Source organism: Halalkalibacter hemicellulosilyticusJCM 9152 (genome assembly GCF_000513115.1).
Taxonomy (GTDB): domain Bacteria; phylum Bacillota; class Bacilli; order Bacillales; family Bacillaceae_D; genus Halalkalibacter; species Halalkalibacter hemicellulosilyticus.
Window position 1 is genome coordinate 1 of sequence record NZ_BAUU01000026.1, and the last position, 16172, is coordinate 16172.

Below are 16172 nucleotides of genomic sequence, written 5' to 3' on the forward strand. Positions count from 1 at the left end.
TTACATAAATTTATCGTTCCACAGTAGCTCAGTGGTAGAGCTATCGGCTGTTAACCGATCGGTCGTAGGTTCGAATCCTACCTGTGGAGCCATTTTATGCTTCCATAGCTCAGCCGGTAGAGCACTACCATGGTAAGGTAGGGGTCAGCGGTTCAAGTCCGCTTGGAAGCTCCAGATGAATCCTATACATGACACGCCTTTCAGCGACTGAAAGGCGTTTTTAATTTGTTTGGAATTCCGCGCGTGTCGACATTGTGCCGACGAAAATGGATTTTGAACGATTTTTCATGTTTAATTTGAATTGAAGTAATTCATCCAAGTTATCTATACTTACTAAAAAATAATTGATTGAATCAACGTTCGAAGCATAAGAGACATGTTTATAGTAAAGAGCACTGCCGAATTGTCGACAGTACTCTTTCGTTGCTTGACGGTGACCTACTCTCTCAGGACTTTTCTGTCAAAATACCATCGCGCTAGAGGGCAGTTGATTCTCCTCATGCCATTAGAGCTGTTGTTATGGATTCATAAAGTTAGATCATTGTCTTTTCTTCTGTGACCAACGCCGACAGAGTTTAAGTCAATGAACTTCTTTTCGTCGGGATTAACTTTTTGCAGGTAGTTGTCCGAGGTGAAGAACGCATCATGGTCGGCCCAACTGTCGAACTATATTTCGGTAAGCCCATCATACGTGGGTAGCTTTTAGCGGCAACCGGGTGGGACACCACATATTTTCGGACATACATCTTGGCCTCTGGGATCGAGGAGAATAGAGGAGCGTGGTTAAATCGATGATATTCTACGAACTTATCGATACTCATCCCCTCAATCCGCTTGATCATATAAACGAACTTTATCATGTCGTTTTCCACCTTTTTATACCTTCACCACTGCACTACAACTGCTCACGTACATTCATCTGAAGAAACTCTTCAAGCTCTTCAATTTGTATTAAGAAATGACTGGCATTGTATATAGAGTTTATGTTACTTCCATTATTGATAGCATCGTTAACGACGGTAGGAATGTGTATGGAAAAACGGGTGCGATCAACGGGATCACGCAATAGTGCGCCTTGTGAAACAGATAAGATAGACATGGAATCATGGAAGTCCTCTGAGTGAAATCGTTCAAAAGGTGGGTTAATGGAATAACTCACAAATTCTTTTTTCATAGTCGCATTAAGTAAAAGCCACTGTGGATATAAATGTCCGTCTATTTCATTATAATAAACGCTTAACGTCATAGCTTAACTTCTCCTCTCCGACTTGGTCTTTCAATTGATGGAGAATGCTCTTCGTTGAACTGTATATTTGCCCAGGTTGAAGGGACTTTCGTGTTCTTTGATTTTCAATGGTTTGCAGTTTCAAATGGAACTCGGTTCTTTCCTGTTCTCTCTTTATAGAAGCCATTCGCTCGATAATCGCATTTTGAGGTAATTCAAATAGATCGTGTAATTTTTCGACGGATTGATATTTCATTGCCAATGGTTCAAATAAATATCTAGGCATTGATAAATAAAGAGCGAGCCGGTTTGCTTGGGCTTCCTGTAAGTCAATAAATTCTTTTTCTAGCTTATTTTGTGAACCCTCATGGGAAATAACATGAGCCAGTTCATGAAAAAACATCAATCGCTGTTCATAATAAGGAAGTCTGCTATCAAGGTAAATGACTGCGTAATCTTCATCATACAAACAATTGCTCTTTCTTTCATGGTAGAGTATGTCAACTTTAAATACTTCACTTACGTTTTCTAACGATAATTCCTCTATCGTATTAATGTTCTTCTCTTTCATCATATTCGTCACTTGGCTTTCTTTCAAAGTAGCATATTTCATATGTATTCACCCTTGTACAGGAATATATGTTCGCTTTTTCTTGTGAAGAAAAGCCCTAAAGAAGGACTTCAAGTTAGTCACATTTACTATTTTAAACGTAAAGCGACCATTTGTTCTATACATTCGACAAAAACAGTCAAAAATGACATTTATTTTTATGACTCATGCATTCTTTGTTGCATTCTTTTTTTTAGCTTGCGAAATTCCTCGCGTTGTCGCATTAAATAGTCTCTTTCTTCCTCATCTTCAACATCGACCACTCCACCATCATAGGCAATATTGATTTTACTTCGAGGTTCATTTGAGCGGCAGAGAAGGTAGTCGGTATCAACTTCAAAGAAATCAGCAAATTTATTAATCATACTGGCATCCGGCATTCTTGCTCCGTTTTCATATCCAGAAATAGTAGATTCAGCAAGGTTGAACTTTGAACCGAATTCCTTAACGGTGTATGAAGTTTGGGTTTTTCTTAAATGACGTAATCTCTTTCCGAATTCTTTTTTATCCATTTGATCACCGCCTCTCTCTTTATAATATTATATCGTTAACTTCGCATATTGAAAAGAATTATTAAGATAATTCACATAACGCATTGACTTCGGTGCGATATGAGTTGTATTATGTCATTAACAACGCAATATGCAAAGTTTAATAGTTTTAAGAAAGGAGAAGAACATGCGGCTTAAACATATAAATGCAAATCCTACATCAGGAAAGATAGAAATTGAAATTGGCAACTGTGACATGCCTTTTGTTGTAGTAGTTTCAGATGGACGTGTGAAGACAACGGAGCTACCTGCCTTTGGTGTAACGAGTATTGTTACGCATCAGAATAAAGTGAAACGAGTTAAATTTGATGAAGGAGAAGATTTTTAATGATTACGGAATAACCGTTCTACCAGTCAGCTGGAGGACACTAATGGATGATGGTGTAACCATATCCGTTAGTGTCTTTTTTAGATGATGAAATGAAAACGCTGCTAGGAAATTTTTCTTATATAGTCTGTTCAAAAAAGCAAAAAAAATGGCAATGGATCCGATCGCTACACCTTGTGGAGAGAAAAGCACTTATCACAAAAACTATTAAAAGATGTAGCGACTCCATTCATTACTTTGGTTATTCAAAAAGGGACAGCCTCTCTTATTTAAAATATCTGAAATAAAAAATAAAGGAGTTGTAGCAATATGACAAAGCCATTAACACAAGAAAATCGAAACAGTGTAAAGGAGGCCGTGGAATCGGCGCTAGAAAGGTATCAATTATACGTCTTATTGTTGGATGAAGACGTAATGCCAAAAGTAACACAATCCTTCTCTTTAATTCCACCAACTAAGACAAATGAATTCTATTCAAGCACAGAGCATGCAGCAGTAGAAAATATTGAAAAGAAAAAGCAATATGGTGAATATATTGAGCAGATGAGAAAAGCGATTAATAAACTATCAGAGCAAGAAAGAGCCATTATTATTCAAAGGTATTTAACAGAAGGAGATACCTTTGATTATCAAGTATATAATGAGCTGAGCTTAAGTGAGCGGCAGTATTATCGCATAAAAAGCAAAGCTATTCATAAGCTAGCATTTATCTTACAGTTATGATGGCAGACATTTGGCAGAATGAAGGCAGAGCATAACGTGAAAAAACGATTAAGATGATAGTAAGTTAAGTTTTCATAAAAAAACAAAATGAACTTGCAACTAGTAGGCGGTGTTACTTCTAGGGGCAAAAAGGAGGAACTGAGCATGAATGTTTCGTTTAAGAATCAGCATCCTATGATCATGCATCTTCAGCGCTTCGCAACTGATAGCGATGCTAATGTAAGTAGAAAGAGAGAGAAGTGGCAATGTACACTTCCAAAGACGATTGAAGAATATCGCAAGGCACTCCAGTCTGAAGGAGATAAACGCGTAACGATGGCTCTACAAACGGCTAAAGCAAAATGGGAAGAGGAATATAAGCAAAAGCTTTATAAAGAAAGATCAGAGGCTATACAAGCTGCCCAAGTTTCTGTGGAAGCTAGAGAGAAAGCGATACGTGAAAAAGCTGAAAAGGACATGGCTACTTTAGAAAAGGTTTTAAATCAAACTGAACTAAAGCTTAAAACAATCTATCTACTAAACGAAAGAAAGCTGCCGATTACATTTGTAGACTTTTTGTTAGATCAGAATGTCAAAAAGATAGAGAGACATATCGATCAATTTCAAATAGCGTTCAATCGTGCAGTAGAAGAGGCGGTTAAAGAAAGCCATGTTACCCAACGTAGGGAAGAAGGTGCTTAAGATGAATGTAGAGCAACTGGTCTTAGATGTATTAAATGAACAGAGCTATGATGTACCTGTCGTATCACCAATTCTTCTCGAAGAAAATAGCATTGCAGTCATGGGAATGACTACGAATGAGTATCGTCATTATTATGATGGGGCAAAAGAGCAATCCTTCCTATTTCAAGTGTTAGTAAGACATGATGTACAGTTTGAAGCATATCGAACGTTACTACAAATAGTAAATGATTTGCTGAGAACAGAAGGTGCTTCAAATAGCGATTCGTATGATTTTAAGAAGATAACAATTACAGAAGATCCTAAGAAGATTGTACAAGCAGATGAATATTATATTTTTGGGGCACAATTCAGTGCCGATTTATACATTAGAGGAGTGGTAAATAATGACTAGACAAAAGAACGCATTAACAGGATATTTTGTGGCTTCTATGCCATCAAATGGTGAAGAGCCAGAATACATGCAGCTGGCAAAGTGGATTTCATCTGTTACGGACGATACAGATGAAACGAGTGAGGCTACAGGCTATTATGATGGGGATGGAAATCCAACAACGGATGTAACAGCTCGCCTTGAACAGTACTCATTTGAAGGGATGTATGACAAGGATGATCCGGCAATGGCGTTTATTAATAGTATTAAGCGTGAAGTAGGAGAAGGCCGGAAAATTATGTTTAAGAAAGTAGATTCAGATGGGACAGAAATTGAAGGTCCAGCTACGGTAACAGTACCGATTACAAGTGGTGGAGAAGCAACCGAGTTTGCTACCTTTAGCTGCACGATTGGATTTGACCGGAAGCCAACCATTACAGCTGCACCCTGATGAATCCTCAAGAGTCTGATGGGGGATTAGAGGAAGAAGAATAACTATAAAGACACTGGAAAAGTTAAAAATCAGAGGCCACTGAAAAAGTGTGATTTTCACTTTTTCAGTGGCCTCAAAAATCAACTTTTTTCAGTGTCTATTCAAATAAGGAGTGATAGGATGGCTATTAAAATTGCGACGCAGAAGACGGTCATACCAGTCCAAATCGGTGAACTGGAGTTTTCAGTTGATGTTGCTGATGAAGCAGTTAAAAAGGTAAAAGAAGGGTACTTACGTATTAAAGAAGAAGTGGAAGCTATGCAGGAGCAAGAGGATTATGAAGAAGACTTTAATCGAACAAAAGAGGTGTTAAAGCAATCTTATAATCTAATACTAGGCGATGAAGCGTTTGAAGCGTTGTATGACCAAACTCCTTCAATTACATTGCTAGCAAAGTATTTAATGGTTGTAGTTGAAAGTCTGAATGACGAATTCAATAAAGCTGGATTTAATCAATCTCAAGCTGACAAAGCTAAGAAATATCTTAAGCAGAATAGGTGATAGCGAGTGTTTAATCTTGCTTATTCGCTTGAGAAGATCATTGAAATAGATGGGACATTGTATGAAGTGGATATGAGCTTTGACAACATTTTGAAGTTATATGATTTATTTAACGATGATGAAATAGATGATGTAACTCAAGTGGAAACGGCATTATTAATGCTATTAGGAGTGGAACTGGAATTAACTATTCAGGGGAAATCGGAAGTTCTACAACAAATTTATACTCAATTAATCTCAGGAAAGCAATTGGAACAGGCTGTTGACATACAAGGTAATCCAATGCCAGAAGTGGCGAACGATAATAAGCCACCATATTCCATAAAACAAGATGCTGAATTTATTTATGCTTCCTTTATGCAGGACTATGGGATCGACTTATTTGAACAACAAGGAAAGCTAGATTGGCGAAAATTTTTAGCTTTACTTGATGGATTGAAAGGTGATACTCGTTTCAAAGAAGTAGTGAATATTAGAACAATGGAATTACCAACTGGAAAAGGGAACGCAAAGCAAAGAGAAAAGATTAACAAAGCTAAGAAGGCGTACCAGTTAAAAGAATAATCACCATTTTTGAGAAATATCCGCTATAATAGTTATATAACTATAGGTGGGAGGGTGAATGTTTTATGGGTTTGAAGGGATGGTTAAAGCCTAAAAAGGTTATTGCTGTTGAGGTTGTTCAAGGTAAAATAGGAGATAAAAGGGAAATGGTATACTCGATTTATTATGGAGAAGAAGAGGGTGTAGTAACTGTTAATAAGAAAAAGTACTATTTCTTGGGGTTTACAGAGCGTAGTTATGAGGAAACAAGTAACTCTAAAGCATTAGCAGGTGCAGCTGTAGGTAGTTTATTTAGTGCAAGAGCTGCTTTAGTTGGTGGCGCGATTGGAGCAAAAAAGAAAAAAAAGATAAACTGTACTTTAGGGTTTAAAGATATTGAGACAGGGGAAGTTTATACGATTGAAATTGTTATGAAACCGGAACAAATTCATCGTTTAGACAAATTAGATATATACAAGTTAGAAGAAAATAAGCTAGATGATAATAATAATGAGGCACAAATAACAACTGCCGAACAAATAAGAGAATTTAAACAACTTCTTGATGATGGGATTATTTCAGAAGAAGAATTCGAAAAGAAAAAGCAGCAGTTATTATCGTAAATTGAATTTGTATGACTAGTCACTCACATGGGGTGGCTATTTTTTATGCTATTAAAAAGGTAGGTGAAGAAGATGGAAGATGGTCAACTTGTTTTAAAGATAAAAATTAACGATAAGCTGGTTTCATCTGTGTTAGATCATGTAAGTAAACAAGTCAATGAGCAAGAAGAGCAAACCGAAAAGCTAGCTTATAGCTTAGAAGACATTGTACGCACTTTGAATCTCGATGTATTTGCAGGAAAAGGAATTGAACAATTAAAACAATCGTTTATAGAGGGCTTTGATTATGTTGATGTCATTGAATCATTTGATCGTACAATGACGGCCATAACAGGCAGTAGTGAAGCAGCAGCTGTGGCTTTAGATAAAACGAAGCAAGCTGTTTCAGGTACAGCTTTTGGATTTGATACAGCAACTAAAGCGGTACAAAGCCTTGTTACACACGGTACAGATATTCATAAAGCAACTGATTACATTGAGATATGGGGAGACGCAGTTGCATTTTACGGTAATGGTAGTCGGGAGCAATTTTCTGAAGTGACAGATTCATTAGTGAGCATGCTTTCTACCAATGAAGCTTCCATGGACCAAATAAATCGTCTTTATGATGTGGGGATAAATGCTCCTGAAATGTATGCGGACGCTACAGGGAAAAGTGTTGAGCAGGTTAAGAAGGAATTAGAAGATGGAACGATTTCGGCAGAGGAGTTTGTAGAGGTTATTTCTAAAAGCATGAAGGAAGGAAGTGATAGCTTTGTTTCGATCGAAGGGGCTGCGAAAGAAGTAGGGGTAACGTGGGAAAATGTCTTTGATATCATACGAGATTCAGTCACTCGTGGCGCAACTGAAATTATTCAATCGATTGATGAAATGCTTACATCTAATGGGTTACCAGATATGCGCACGATGATGGTTGAATTCGGCTTAGCCTTTGAAAATACGCTTAATTCTGTATCTGAAGCATTGCCTCCTTTAATTGAACGCTTGAAACAAATATATACGGCTTTAGAGCCGTGGCTGCCATTGCTAGGAAGTATAGCTGTTGGGGTAGGATCTGTAGTGGTAGGTATAGGTGCATTTAATTCTGTAGCTGGATATATAAAAAATATCCAAAAAGCCTTTGCTTTATTAAACGGAACCATTTGGTTAAACCCTATTACCTGGCTAGTAGCTGCTATTATTGCCGCAGCAGTTTTAGTTTATATTTATTGGGAACCAATTAGTCAATTTTTCATTGATTTATGGAATTCGATTGTGGAGGTCGCAATAGGCATCTGGGATCGTATAGTTGAAACGTGGAATGAAGTGATTGAATCGATTTACTCAATTTTTGATCCATTAATCGATTTCTATATGCAACTATGGGAGAGTATTTTCGATGGTACTAGTCAAATTTGGGAAAATATTATGGAATACTTTAGTGAGACCTGGGAAAATATTAAAACCATTGCGAGTGCTGCATGGGAACTGATAAAGAATGTTATTCTAGGGCCGATCCTTTTATTAATTAATTTGTTACAAGGGGATTTGGATGAGTTTGCTGAAAATCTGTTTGCCATTTGGGAAAATATTAAAGATGCTGCTACAACGATCTGGGAGACGATAAAAGAGCAAATATTGTTATATGTTCAATTAGTCATTGATCAAGTTAGTATTTTATGGGATGGACTAAAGTCTTATTTGATAGGATTATGGGATTCCGTCCTTTCGGTAGCATCGAATATTTGGGAAAAGATTAAATCCAATATTAATGAACGTACACAAGCCATACAGCTACTACTACGAGAGATTTGGGACGCCATTGTCCTAAATATTTTTAGAAAATTAGCGGATATATGGGATGAAGTTAAGAAGAAGTTTAGTGATGTGAAAGATGCTGTAAAAGAGAGAATGGAGGATGTTAAAAATACGATAAGAGACATATGGGATGATGCGGTTTCCTTCTTAACGAATGTCGACTTAAAAGATATAGGAGAAGAGATGATTCAAGGACTCATTAATGGTATTGGTGGGATGGCATCGAATGTATTTAGTAAAGTGAACGAAATTGCTGAGGGGATAAAGGGAAAGATTAAAAGTGCATTGTCTATATTCTCTCCATCTCGATGGATGCGCGATGTAATAGGTGTTAACTTGATGAAGGGCTTCGAAGTAGGAGTCGAAAAAGAAAAAGGTAGTGTCATTCGAAAATCAGCAGAAGCTGCTGAGTGGATGAAGCCAGACATTAATGACTTTAAAAATCACTTAAGAGGATTAGCGATTCCATTAGGTCGCTTGACAGGGTTATCATCTTTGAATCTAGTAGCAAATGGGGCGACGCAGAATGAAATGAATACGAGTAGTGCCTATGAAAAGCAGCCAGCTGTAATTAACGTTAATGTCGGAAGTAAAAAAATAGCGAGTGAAATTATTGATGACATTACTAAGTTACAAGAAAGAAATAAATCCAGACAGCAACGAGTGCCAAGTCAAAGGGGGGCTTTTGTATGATCTTTAATGGAATTGACAAAGAATACATTCGCGTGACAAGCGAGCTATTTCGACCTCCAACACCTCCTGTTGAATTCTTAACAACCCCTAAGTTAACCGGTGGTGATCGGGTGAGGAAAAAGAGCTTTACTAGTGCCGAATTAACGGTTCCGATTACAATAACAGGGAATAAGAGAATTGAGGAAAGAAAAGAGGATTTGTCTACTTGGTTAGTTCATGACCAACCGAAAAAGCTACTATTTAAAGATTCACCACAGCGCTATTATCTTGCTTTGTATCACGATATGGAGCTCGAGGAGAATTATACGTTTGCCAAGGGGCATATTCGTTTCTATTTGCCAATCGCTTGCCGATTTGGTGAGGATAAGCAAATCGATATTCATTCAACATTTACAAGCTTCCTTATTACAGGTCAGCTCGAAATGCCGTGGAAAAGTCGGACGGTCTTTATGAATAATGAGTCTAGTTTTACACTTGAAAATGGCCAGGGAGGTATGATTCGTTTAAATTATGGTTTTATAGAAAATGACGTATTAGAAATAGACTATACAAAACGAGAAATTCGGTTAAATGGTGAGAATTTAGCAGTTGCCCTATCGTTACAGTCAAAATGGTTTTTGCTTAAGCCAGGTGAAAATACGTTAAGAACGAACCAACCAACCACCGTCACGTATACGGAGCGATTTTATTAATGATGAATTTAAGTATAGAAAGGAGGAGCTCTAATTGGCTGAATTATACATTCTAGATCAGGATGATCGTTTGTTAACGGTGATCACTGAAGAAACAGGACTAATAGAAGCGCCATTTCGAGAAGAGCTGAATCGTATTTCAAATCAGCCTTCTCATTTACTGTTGAAGCAGACAGGGAAGAAGCGTCTTATATAGTAGAAGAAAATCAGGTTGCCTTTCGCGATAAGGAAGGCGACCTTCGTTTATTTATTATTAAAGAGTTAGATGAATTGGATGATGCAGATGGTCCACAAACGACAGCTATTTGTATGCCTGCATTTGCGGAAGAATTGCAAGAGCATATTGTCGTAGAGCAAAACATTATTAGTCAATCGGCGCAGGTTGCGCTAGATGCAGCTCTTGTCGGAACGCGATGGACTGGTGTTGTTGAAGGGGAGTTTGGTCAAGCATCGACTCAATTTCATTACATTTCCTCAGCGGTTGCGGTTTGGAATGTTCTTGAAGTATGGGGAGGTGATGTAAAGGACGTTGTTGTATTTGACGAGCAAAATCATATTGTTGCTCGTAACGTAAAGCTTTTGCAGAGGCTTGGTGCAGATAACGGTAAGCGGTTTGAGATTGATCATGATATTACTGAAATACAACGGACCATTTTATCATATCCCGTTACTGCATTGTACGGGCGAGGTGCCTCTTTGACTACAGAGGGTGATGAAGGAGGTGAAACTCAGTATCTTGATTTTGCCGCTGTTGAATGGAGTACGGCTAGTGGAGATCCAACAAATAAGCCACTAGGACAAGCTTGGGTAGGTGATCCTCAAGCATTACAGAAGTATGGTCGACAATACGAAGGAGAGCTATTGCATCGAGAAGGAATTTGGCAGGATCAAGACATCGAAGATCCAGAGTTACTTTTACAAAAAACGTGGGAGCACCTTCCGAAAGTAAGTGTACCGGAAGTCCATTATCGTTTGTCTGTTCATTTACTTGAGCATATGGCTGGTTATGATCATGAAAAAGTAAGTCTTGGTGATACAGCTAGAGCCATTGATCGACAGTTTAGCAAGCCTATTGAAATTCAAACACGCATTATTGCTGTTGAATACGACCTTACCGATATCGAGGGAACGGCGATGGTGGAGATGGGGCAATTTCTGTCTGTTCATGAGGAAGATGATCGGATTGACAGAATCGAAGCGGATATTGATCGAAACCGTGGAAAGTGGGATTCAGAAGCACAGCCTATTACGAATGAGCGTTACCCTAATATTAAGCCACAAACACCGGCAAATGCGAGAGCAGAAGGCGGCTTTCAGGTCATTCAACTCTATTGGGATTATTCCAATGAGGTGTACGTACACTACTACGAGGTGTATGGTAGCCAGGTTAAAGATTTTGTACCTGATCGTCAGCATTTGTTGTGGCGAGGAAAAGTTGGTGCGTTTGCTCATAATGTAGAGACGGATCAGCAATGGTACTACCGTATACGAGCAGTGAATACACATGGTACAGCTTCTGATTTTACGCATGAAGTAACAGCATCTACGGTGAGAGTCATAACGGATGATCTCTTATTTGGTGAAGATCTGGCAGCTCGTTTAAGAGAGCTTAATGAGGTTAGTCGGATTATCGGAGAAAATGGAGTTGACTTTGACCAGATTAGTGAAGTGGCGAAAAACATCATACAACAGGAAGCTCGCACGTATACCGATGAGGAAATCGAAGAAAAGCGTCAAGAGCTTATGCAAGAAATTGCTAAAAAAGCAGGCCTTGAATATGTCGATGGGCAGCTTCAGCTAAAAGTAGATCAAGCAGATTTTGATAATTTACAAAATACAGTTATTGACTTAAACAGCACAATAAATGACATAGAGATAGATATAGCAAATAAAGTTGATGCTGAATGGGTTGATGGTCGTTTATTAACAAAAGCAGATAAAGACAATACGTATACAATAGAACAGGTTGATAATGCGTTAAATGCAAAAGTTTCGTTAACCGAATATGACGTAGATAAAGATGGATTTATTATACGTTTTGAAGATAATGAGACAGCAATAATACAAAATGCAGAACAAATTGAGCAAAGAGCAACTAGGACAGAATTTGAGGAACTAGAAGATAATGTAGGTGGTATCTCTACACGTTTGTCAGATGCAGAAACAGCGATAACACAAAGTGCAGAGGCAATTAGCTTAATAGCAACAAAGACAGAATCATTAGATGAGAGAGTTACAGCTAATAAATCAAGCATTGAAATAAATGCAGAAGCCATTGAACAAAAAGTATCTTTATCGGAGTACGAAACAGACCAAGATACTTTAAATCAGCGTATAGGATCGGCAGAAAGTTTAATACAGCAAAATGCTGATGAAATTTTACAACGTGTAACAGTTACAGAGTTTGAGGGGTTGCAAATTAGCGGTAGAAACTTAGTTTTAAATAGTGCCTTTAAAGGTGGTTCAGGTGATTATTGGAGTGGTTTTTTCTCAATTGCTGATGAAGGGACTTTTAGTGATCATTCGGCTTTATTTGTTGCTCACCTACTGGATCACGCCATATGAATAGCACAATAGTTTATGAGAGTGGAACTTATACAGCTACTATATGGTATAAACATTTAAGCGGTGATTTACCTTATTTATTTAAACATAGTGATATAAATATTGAAGGGGGTTCAGTTGTAACACCCTTTATTGAAGGTGAGGGATGGCAAAGAGTTGATGTAACCTTTACAATTCCAGAGGGGTACACTTCACAGTTTTATCATTTAAGATATGCTCAATCTAGCCCGCCAGAGCATTTAGATGGAGAGACACTAATAGGTGCAATTAAAATTATAAAAGGTACAAAAGCGACAACAGACTGGACGGAAGCACCAGAAGATTTAGATAGCAATATTAATAATATTGATAGTCGTTTAGTGTCAGCAGAATCATCAATAACACAAAACGCCGAAGCAATAGAAAGTCGTGTCTCTATTACAGATTATACAACAGATCAAAATAATATTATTAGTCGTTTAGATTCAGCAGAAACGTCAATAACACAAAACGCTGACAGTATTGAGTCAAGAGTTACAGTGACACAATTTACTGATGGCTTAGCGAGAAAAGGAAATGTGTATAGAGCAGTAGCAAGAGCATGGAATGGTGGAGGAAGTAATCGCTATCCTACTCCTTCCGGTTTGTATGATGAAGAGGGGGATTTAATACCTTATGAACCTAGTGGGAATGACCGTTCTTTTATATTATATGTGATGAATAGATCCAAAGAAGAATGGATTTTTGCTAAGAGATATGATGTATGGAGTTCTTCTGATGAAGCAAGTAATTTAGCAGACGATTTATCAAGTTATGATGAAAATTATTTAATTGTATTGATAGCATGTCATTCACCAGAGCAAAATAAAAATACGGGAGGATTACCGGAGCAAATTTATAGATGTGGTGGGTCTGAGTCTGTCTATATGAGTGATGGTTGGGGTGGAAGCGCTAGTTATATCTTAATTGGTATCCCTAATATGGGAGAAGGTGCAGGTTTAGAACATTTCCGTAAAGCACGAAGTTCAGATACTTATGGGGGATGGCTAGATATTACCTTTAATATTAAAGATGGTACAGTTGATTTTGGTGATAGCAGAGGTTATGTAGCTTCAAACAGAATTAACGTGGCAGAATCATTAATAACACAAAATGCAGATGCTATACAATTAAGAGTAACAGAAGAACATTTCGGTAATGTAATCAATAATTTAGAAACAGATATTAACCAGAGAGCGAGAGAATATAGAATTAATTTTCCTTTTAGCTCGTCCAGAGATTACGTTATTCTTTTATGCCGTTCAAATTTGACAGGTGCAAGTAATTTTGCGGTAGGAACATTAACAGGTAGAAGAGTAAGCGGTCATTATAGTTCTGGTGAGGTAAAAGTTGTGTTTAATAATAGTAGTGATGGGAGCAGAGCGTCCGGTTATCATGAAGCGATAGACGTACACTATACAGATTCTTGGTCGATGGTAACATGTACTTATAATGGTCAAAGTTATGTTGGATTGAGGCATAACACAGGTAATGACTTTGGTTTATGGAATACTGATTGTCGTTTTTATGGTCAAATAGGCTCTAGCAGTGAAATGCTTTTACCAGTAGAGACTAGTAATTTAACTAATGTACAAACGTTTAATTCCGTTGGTGGCGTCAGTAGCTTATTTAAGAGCAGAATCACAAATTACGCAATTAGCCAATGAGATAAACCTTAAAGTCGATGTAGACGGTATCGTATCGGCCATTAACTTGTCGCAAGAGGGTGTAAGAATAAGGAGTAATCTTATACATTTGAACGGACTTACTTTAATTGATAACGGGGTTATCCAAAATGCTCATATCGCTAATTTGTCAGCTGATAAGGTGACATTTGGGACAATGCACGGCAATCGAATACAAGTCAATACATTAAATGCTAATCGATTAAATTTAAGTACATTAGTCGTTGACACAGCAAACATCGCAGACGGTTCAGTCACAAATGCTAAAATTGCAAACCTTAGCGTAGATAAGCTTATAGGAAGTACAGCTTCATTTGTTCGTAATAACTGGAATAATACCACATCGCAAGTACAGATTACGGGCTTGGGACTTGAAACGCTGTCAAACAATAATCGTACATCGCTGTTAAACGGCAATGGGCATAGTTTTTATCGTGATAATAATCATATAGGAAATATAGGTGCCTCTCATTGGACAACCAATGCTTCACACAGAGGACTATCATTCAATATGACCAATGCTTGTGGTTACATGTCATGGTCTCATGATGATAATAATAATGGTATTTACACACAGAAACTAGCTTGGCACAAGGATGACACTGTTACGAACGCTGGATTTACGATAAGCGATAACATCTACAGTAGTTACAGATTATATATATCTGGACTTTCTTCTCACGGGTACAGCGATGGAAATCGTCACTTAGACCTGCAAAACTATACTTGGAACGGTACTGCAATGCTGGCGCTGAGAAGAGGCTCTTCAGGTGCAAAGGTAGCTCTAGGGACTTCAATTGGTGTGTTAATGAATAGTGGAAATGCGTATATTCAAGTGGGTGCAACATCTCCTTCTGGAAACTATGTTCGAAGTGTAGATATTTGGAACCGTACATCATCTAACTCAGCCAATGTTCGTGTAGCAGATTCGGGCAACTTGCTTCGGTCAACATCTGCCAGTAAATATAAATTACTGATAGAAGATGAAGAGACAAAAGGGTTTGACTATGAAAGAATCTTAGATTTAACGGTAAAGAGTTGGTATGACAAAGGTAGTTGTGAAGTTTATGCAACATGCTTGAGCGAGGGGTACGATACAAAGCAAGAAGATATCCAGCTTAGACGAAATTTCGGATTAATTGCTGAAGATGTAAGAGACGTTGGGCTTGATCAATTTGTAGAGTATGGTGAGGACGGAGCAGAAATTGAAGGAATTGAGTATGACCGATTATGGGTACTTCTTATCCCTACAATAAGAAAGCTAAAAGCTAACTTTGAAGATGAAATGAATTGGATTAAGATCGAAAATCAATATCTAAAAGGAAAAATAAAAGAATTAGAGGAGAAGATAGCATGATGAAATTACAATATAAAGATTTAAAAGGTACAGCTGAATTTTTGAAGAGAATGTCACTAAAAGGAAAGCAGTCGATACACCGTATGCGAGTAGTGAAAGTGTTAGAAGAACAAAATCAACAGTTTTTAGAAGAAGAACTAGAGCTTGTTAAGACCTTCGCTGAAATTGATGATCAAGGTGAATTAGTACAGGCTCAAGGAGGTGGTTTCAAGATTAAGGAGGACAAAGACAAGAGAGAGTTCAAAAAGCAACAAGAGGAATTGTATCAAGAGTATTTCACAGTAGGTGATAAGAATTTAGAAACGGCTTTGAAGACAGTGGAAGAGATTGTGAATGATTATAACGAAGAGCTTTCTGATAAAGATGCAGAGGCTCATTTTTTATTAGTCGAATCATTTGAAAATGTTGAAAAAAAGGAGAGTGATGAATAATGACGAACGTTCAAATTAATTCAACCAATATTCGATATCAAGATGGTGACATTTCAAGGGTGGATGTCTACTTTCATGGGAGAAATGCTCGACACACGTATAGCGTCACTGGTTACATTCCATTAACGGCAAAGGAATATCAAGGTAATGAGGCTTTAGCTGCACTTACTGAACTAGTCGTAGACAAGCTAATGAAAGGTTTGCGAGGAGAAGAAGATACAGAGGTTGAACTAGAAGCTGAGTAGGCTTTTTTATTTTGGTTAAAAGAGGAGGCTAGGACATA

General features: G+C 37.7%; 19 protein-coding genes, 2 tRNA genes and 1 pseudogene. 18 read left to right on the forward strand and 4 right to left on the reverse strand.

The window, feature by feature from the left end; genetic code table 11:
* Positions 1-17: 17 nt before the first annotated feature.
* Positions 18-92 (forward strand) — tRNA-Asn (locus JCM9152_RS15455).
* Between the two features lie 6 nt (positions 93-98).
* Positions 99-174: transfer RNA gene (locus tag JCM9152_RS15460), tRNA-Thr, on the forward strand.
* A gap of 351 nt (positions 175-525) precedes the next feature.
* Here JCM9152_RS15460 and JCM9152_RS24165 read toward each other — a convergent pair.
* The 4 genes and pseudogenes from JCM9152_RS24165 to JCM9152_RS15480 form a co-directional block, all read right to left on the reverse strand.
* Positions 526-654 (reverse strand): annotated as a pseudogene (locus tag JCM9152_RS24165) (hypothetical protein); the annotation flags it as partial.
* A 241-nt stretch (positions 655-895) separates the two neighbouring features.
* Positions 896-1246: a hypothetical protein gene (locus JCM9152_RS15470; protein WP_035346117.1), complete on the reverse strand. Its 351-nt coding sequence runs from the start codon at positions 1244-1246 to the stop codon at positions 896-898.
* Entirely contained in the window at positions 1224-1838 is a 615-nt protein-coding gene (locus JCM9152_RS15475; RefSeq protein ID WP_035346119.1) for an ImmA/IrrE family metallo-endopeptidase, read from the reverse strand. Before JCM9152_RS15475 ends, JCM9152_RS15470 begins: the two co-directional genes overlap by 23 nt.
* Before the next feature lie 155 nt (positions 1839-1993).
* Positions 1994-2347: a helix-turn-helix domain-containing protein gene (locus JCM9152_RS15480; RefSeq protein ID WP_035346121.1), complete on the reverse strand. Its 354-nt coding sequence runs from the start codon at positions 2345-2347 to the stop codon at positions 1994-1996.
* Positions 2348-2513: 166 nt separating this feature from the next.
* On the opposite strand from JCM9152_RS15480, the gene JCM9152_RS15485 reads away from it, so the two are divergent.
* From JCM9152_RS15485 to JCM9152_RS15555, 16 genes are all read left to right on the forward strand, one after another.
* Positions 2514-2714: an XtrA/YqaO family protein gene (locus JCM9152_RS15485; RefSeq protein ID WP_035346124.1), complete on the forward strand. Its 201-nt coding sequence runs from the start codon at positions 2514-2516 to the stop codon at positions 2712-2714.
* Between the two features lie 309 nt (positions 2715-3023).
* On the forward strand, positions 3024-3437 hold the full coding sequence (locus JCM9152_RS15490; RefSeq protein WP_035346126.1) for an ArpU family phage packaging/lysis transcriptional regulator: 414 nt from the start codon (positions 3024-3026) through the stop codon (positions 3435-3437).
* A 144-nt stretch (positions 3438-3581) separates the two neighbouring features.
* On the forward strand, positions 3582-4118 hold the full coding sequence (locus JCM9152_RS15495; RefSeq protein WP_035346128.1) for a DUF4355 domain-containing protein: 537 nt from the start codon (positions 3582-3584) through the stop codon (positions 4116-4118).
* Position 4119: 1 nt separating this feature from the next.
* Positions 4120-4512 (forward strand): hypothetical protein, encoded by a 393-nt coding sequence (locus JCM9152_RS15500; protein ID WP_035346130.1) that lies wholly within the window; start codon positions 4120-4122, stop codon positions 4510-4512.
* Positions 4505-4942 carry a phage tail tube protein gene (locus tag JCM9152_RS15505; RefSeq protein WP_035346132.1) on the forward strand — a complete coding sequence of 146 codons (438 nt, stop codon included), beginning with the start codon at positions 4505-4507 and terminating at the stop codon, positions 4940-4942. The genes JCM9152_RS15500 and JCM9152_RS15505 overlap by 8 nt, the downstream gene beginning before the upstream one ends.
* A gap of 162 nt (positions 4943-5104) precedes the next feature.
* Positions 5105-5485 carry a hypothetical protein gene (locus JCM9152_RS15510; RefSeq protein WP_035346134.1) on the forward strand — a complete coding sequence of 127 codons (381 nt, stop codon included), beginning with the start codon at positions 5105-5107 and terminating at the stop codon, positions 5483-5485.
* A 6-nt stretch (positions 5486-5491) separates the two neighbouring features.
* Positions 5492-6049, forward strand: coding sequence for a Gp15 family bacteriophage protein (locus tag JCM9152_RS15515; protein ID WP_035346136.1), 558 nt, complete (start codon positions 5492-5494; stop codon positions 6047-6049).
* A gap of 65 nt (positions 6050-6114) precedes the next feature.
* Entirely contained in the window at positions 6115-6651 is a 537-nt protein-coding gene (locus JCM9152_RS23425) for an SHOCT domain-containing protein (RefSeq protein WP_035346138.1), read from the forward strand.
* 72 nt (positions 6652-6723) lie between these two features.
* Positions 6724-9141, forward strand: a complete 2418-nt coding sequence (locus tag JCM9152_RS15525; RefSeq protein WP_035346139.1) for a phage tail protein — start codon at positions 6724-6726, stop codon at positions 9139-9141.
* Positions 9138-9833: a distal tail protein Dit gene (locus tag JCM9152_RS15530; RefSeq protein WP_035346141.1), complete on the forward strand. Its 696-nt coding sequence runs from the start codon at positions 9138-9140 to the stop codon at positions 9831-9833. Before JCM9152_RS15525 ends, JCM9152_RS15530 begins: the two co-directional genes overlap by 4 nt.
* A gap of 34 nt (positions 9834-9867) precedes the next feature.
* Positions 9868-10029: a hypothetical protein gene (locus JCM9152_RS23430; RefSeq protein ID WP_156315001.1), complete on the forward strand. Its 162-nt coding sequence runs from the start codon at positions 9868-9870 to the stop codon at positions 10027-10029.
* A gap of 74 nt (positions 10030-10103) precedes the next feature.
* Positions 10104-12398: a phage tail protein gene (locus JCM9152_RS15535; protein WP_052016006.1), complete on the forward strand. Its 2295-nt coding sequence runs from the start codon at positions 10104-10106 to the stop codon at positions 12396-12398.
* A complete protein-coding gene (locus JCM9152_RS15540; RefSeq protein WP_035346142.1) occupies positions 12395-14083 on the forward strand; it encodes a hypothetical protein in 1689 nt (562 codons plus the stop codon). Before JCM9152_RS15535 ends, JCM9152_RS15540 begins: the two co-directional genes overlap by 4 nt.
* Positions 14004-15458 carry a gp58-like family protein gene (locus JCM9152_RS15545; RefSeq protein ID WP_148296524.1) on the forward strand — a complete coding sequence of 485 codons (1455 nt, stop codon included), beginning with the start codon at positions 14004-14006 and terminating at the stop codon, positions 15456-15458. Before JCM9152_RS15540 ends, JCM9152_RS15545 begins: the two co-directional genes overlap by 80 nt.
* Positions 15455-15889: a hypothetical protein gene (locus JCM9152_RS15550; protein WP_035346146.1), complete on the forward strand. Its 435-nt coding sequence runs from the start codon at positions 15455-15457 to the stop codon at positions 15887-15889. Before JCM9152_RS15545 ends, JCM9152_RS15550 begins: the two co-directional genes overlap by 4 nt.
* Positions 15889-16134: a hypothetical protein gene (locus JCM9152_RS15555; RefSeq protein WP_035346148.1), complete on the forward strand. Its 246-nt coding sequence runs from the start codon at positions 15889-15891 to the stop codon at positions 16132-16134. Before JCM9152_RS15550 ends, JCM9152_RS15555 begins: the two co-directional genes overlap by 1 nt.
* The last annotated feature ends 38 nt before the right edge of the window (positions 16135-16172 follow it).

What these genes read in the sequence shown, in the direction of transcription:
- JCM9152_RS15485 (WP_035346124.1), top strand. Translation starts at nt 2,514, where the DNA reads ATGCGGCTTAAACATATAAATGCAAATCCTACATCAGGAAAGATAGAA.
- JCM9152_RS15480 (WP_035346121.1), bottom strand. Translation starts at nt 2,347, where the DNA reads ATGGATAAAAAAGAATTCGGAAAGAGATTACGTCATTTAAGAAAAACC.
- JCM9152_RS15525 (WP_035346139.1), top strand. Translation starts at nt 6,724, where the DNA reads ATGGAAGATGGTCAACTTGTTTTAAAGATAAAAATTAACGATAAGCTG.
- JCM9152_RS23425 (WP_035346138.1), top strand. Translation starts at nt 6,115, where the DNA reads ATGGGTTTGAAGGGATGGTTAAAGCCTAAAAAGGTTATTGCTGTTGAG.
- JCM9152_RS15510 (WP_035346134.1), top strand. Translation starts at nt 5,105, where the DNA reads ATGGCTATTAAAATTGCGACGCAGAAGACGGTCATACCAGTCCAAATC.
- JCM9152_RS15495 (WP_035346128.1), top strand. Translation starts at nt 3,582, where the DNA reads ATGAATGTTTCGTTTAAGAATCAGCATCCTATGATCATGCATCTTCAG.
- JCM9152_RS15470 (WP_035346117.1), bottom strand. Translation starts at nt 1,246, where the DNA reads ATGACGTTAAGCGTTTATTATAATGAAATAGACGGACATTTATATCCA.
- JCM9152_RS15550 (WP_035346146.1), top strand. Translation starts at nt 15,455, where the DNA reads ATGATGAAATTACAATATAAAGATTTAAAAGGTACAGCTGAATTTTTG.
- JCM9152_RS15530 (WP_035346141.1), top strand. Translation starts at nt 9,138, where the DNA reads ATGATCTTTAATGGAATTGACAAAGAATACATTCGCGTGACAAGCGAG.
- JCM9152_RS15505 (WP_035346132.1), top strand. Translation starts at nt 4,505, where the DNA reads ATGACTAGACAAAAGAACGCATTAACAGGATATTTTGTGGCTTCTATG.
- JCM9152_RS15490 (WP_035346126.1), top strand. Translation starts at nt 3,024, where the DNA reads ATGACAAAGCCATTAACACAAGAAAATCGAAACAGTGTAAAGGAGGCC.
- JCM9152_RS15500 (WP_035346130.1), top strand. Translation starts at nt 4,120, where the DNA reads ATGAATGTAGAGCAACTGGTCTTAGATGTATTAAATGAACAGAGCTAT.
- JCM9152_RS15540 (WP_035346142.1), top strand. Translation starts at nt 12,395, where the DNA reads ATGAATAGCACAATAGTTTATGAGAGTGGAACTTATACAGCTACTATA.
- JCM9152_RS15545 (WP_148296524.1), top strand. Translation starts at nt 14,004, where the DNA reads ATGTACAAACGTTTAATTCCGTTGGTGGCGTCAGTAGCTTATTTAAGA.
- JCM9152_RS15555 (WP_035346148.1), top strand. Translation starts at nt 15,889, where the DNA reads ATGACGAACGTTCAAATTAATTCAACCAATATTCGATATCAAGATGGT.
- JCM9152_RS15475 (WP_035346119.1), bottom strand. Translation starts at nt 1,838, where the DNA reads ATGAAATATGCTACTTTGAAAGAAAGCCAAGTGACGAATATGATGAAA.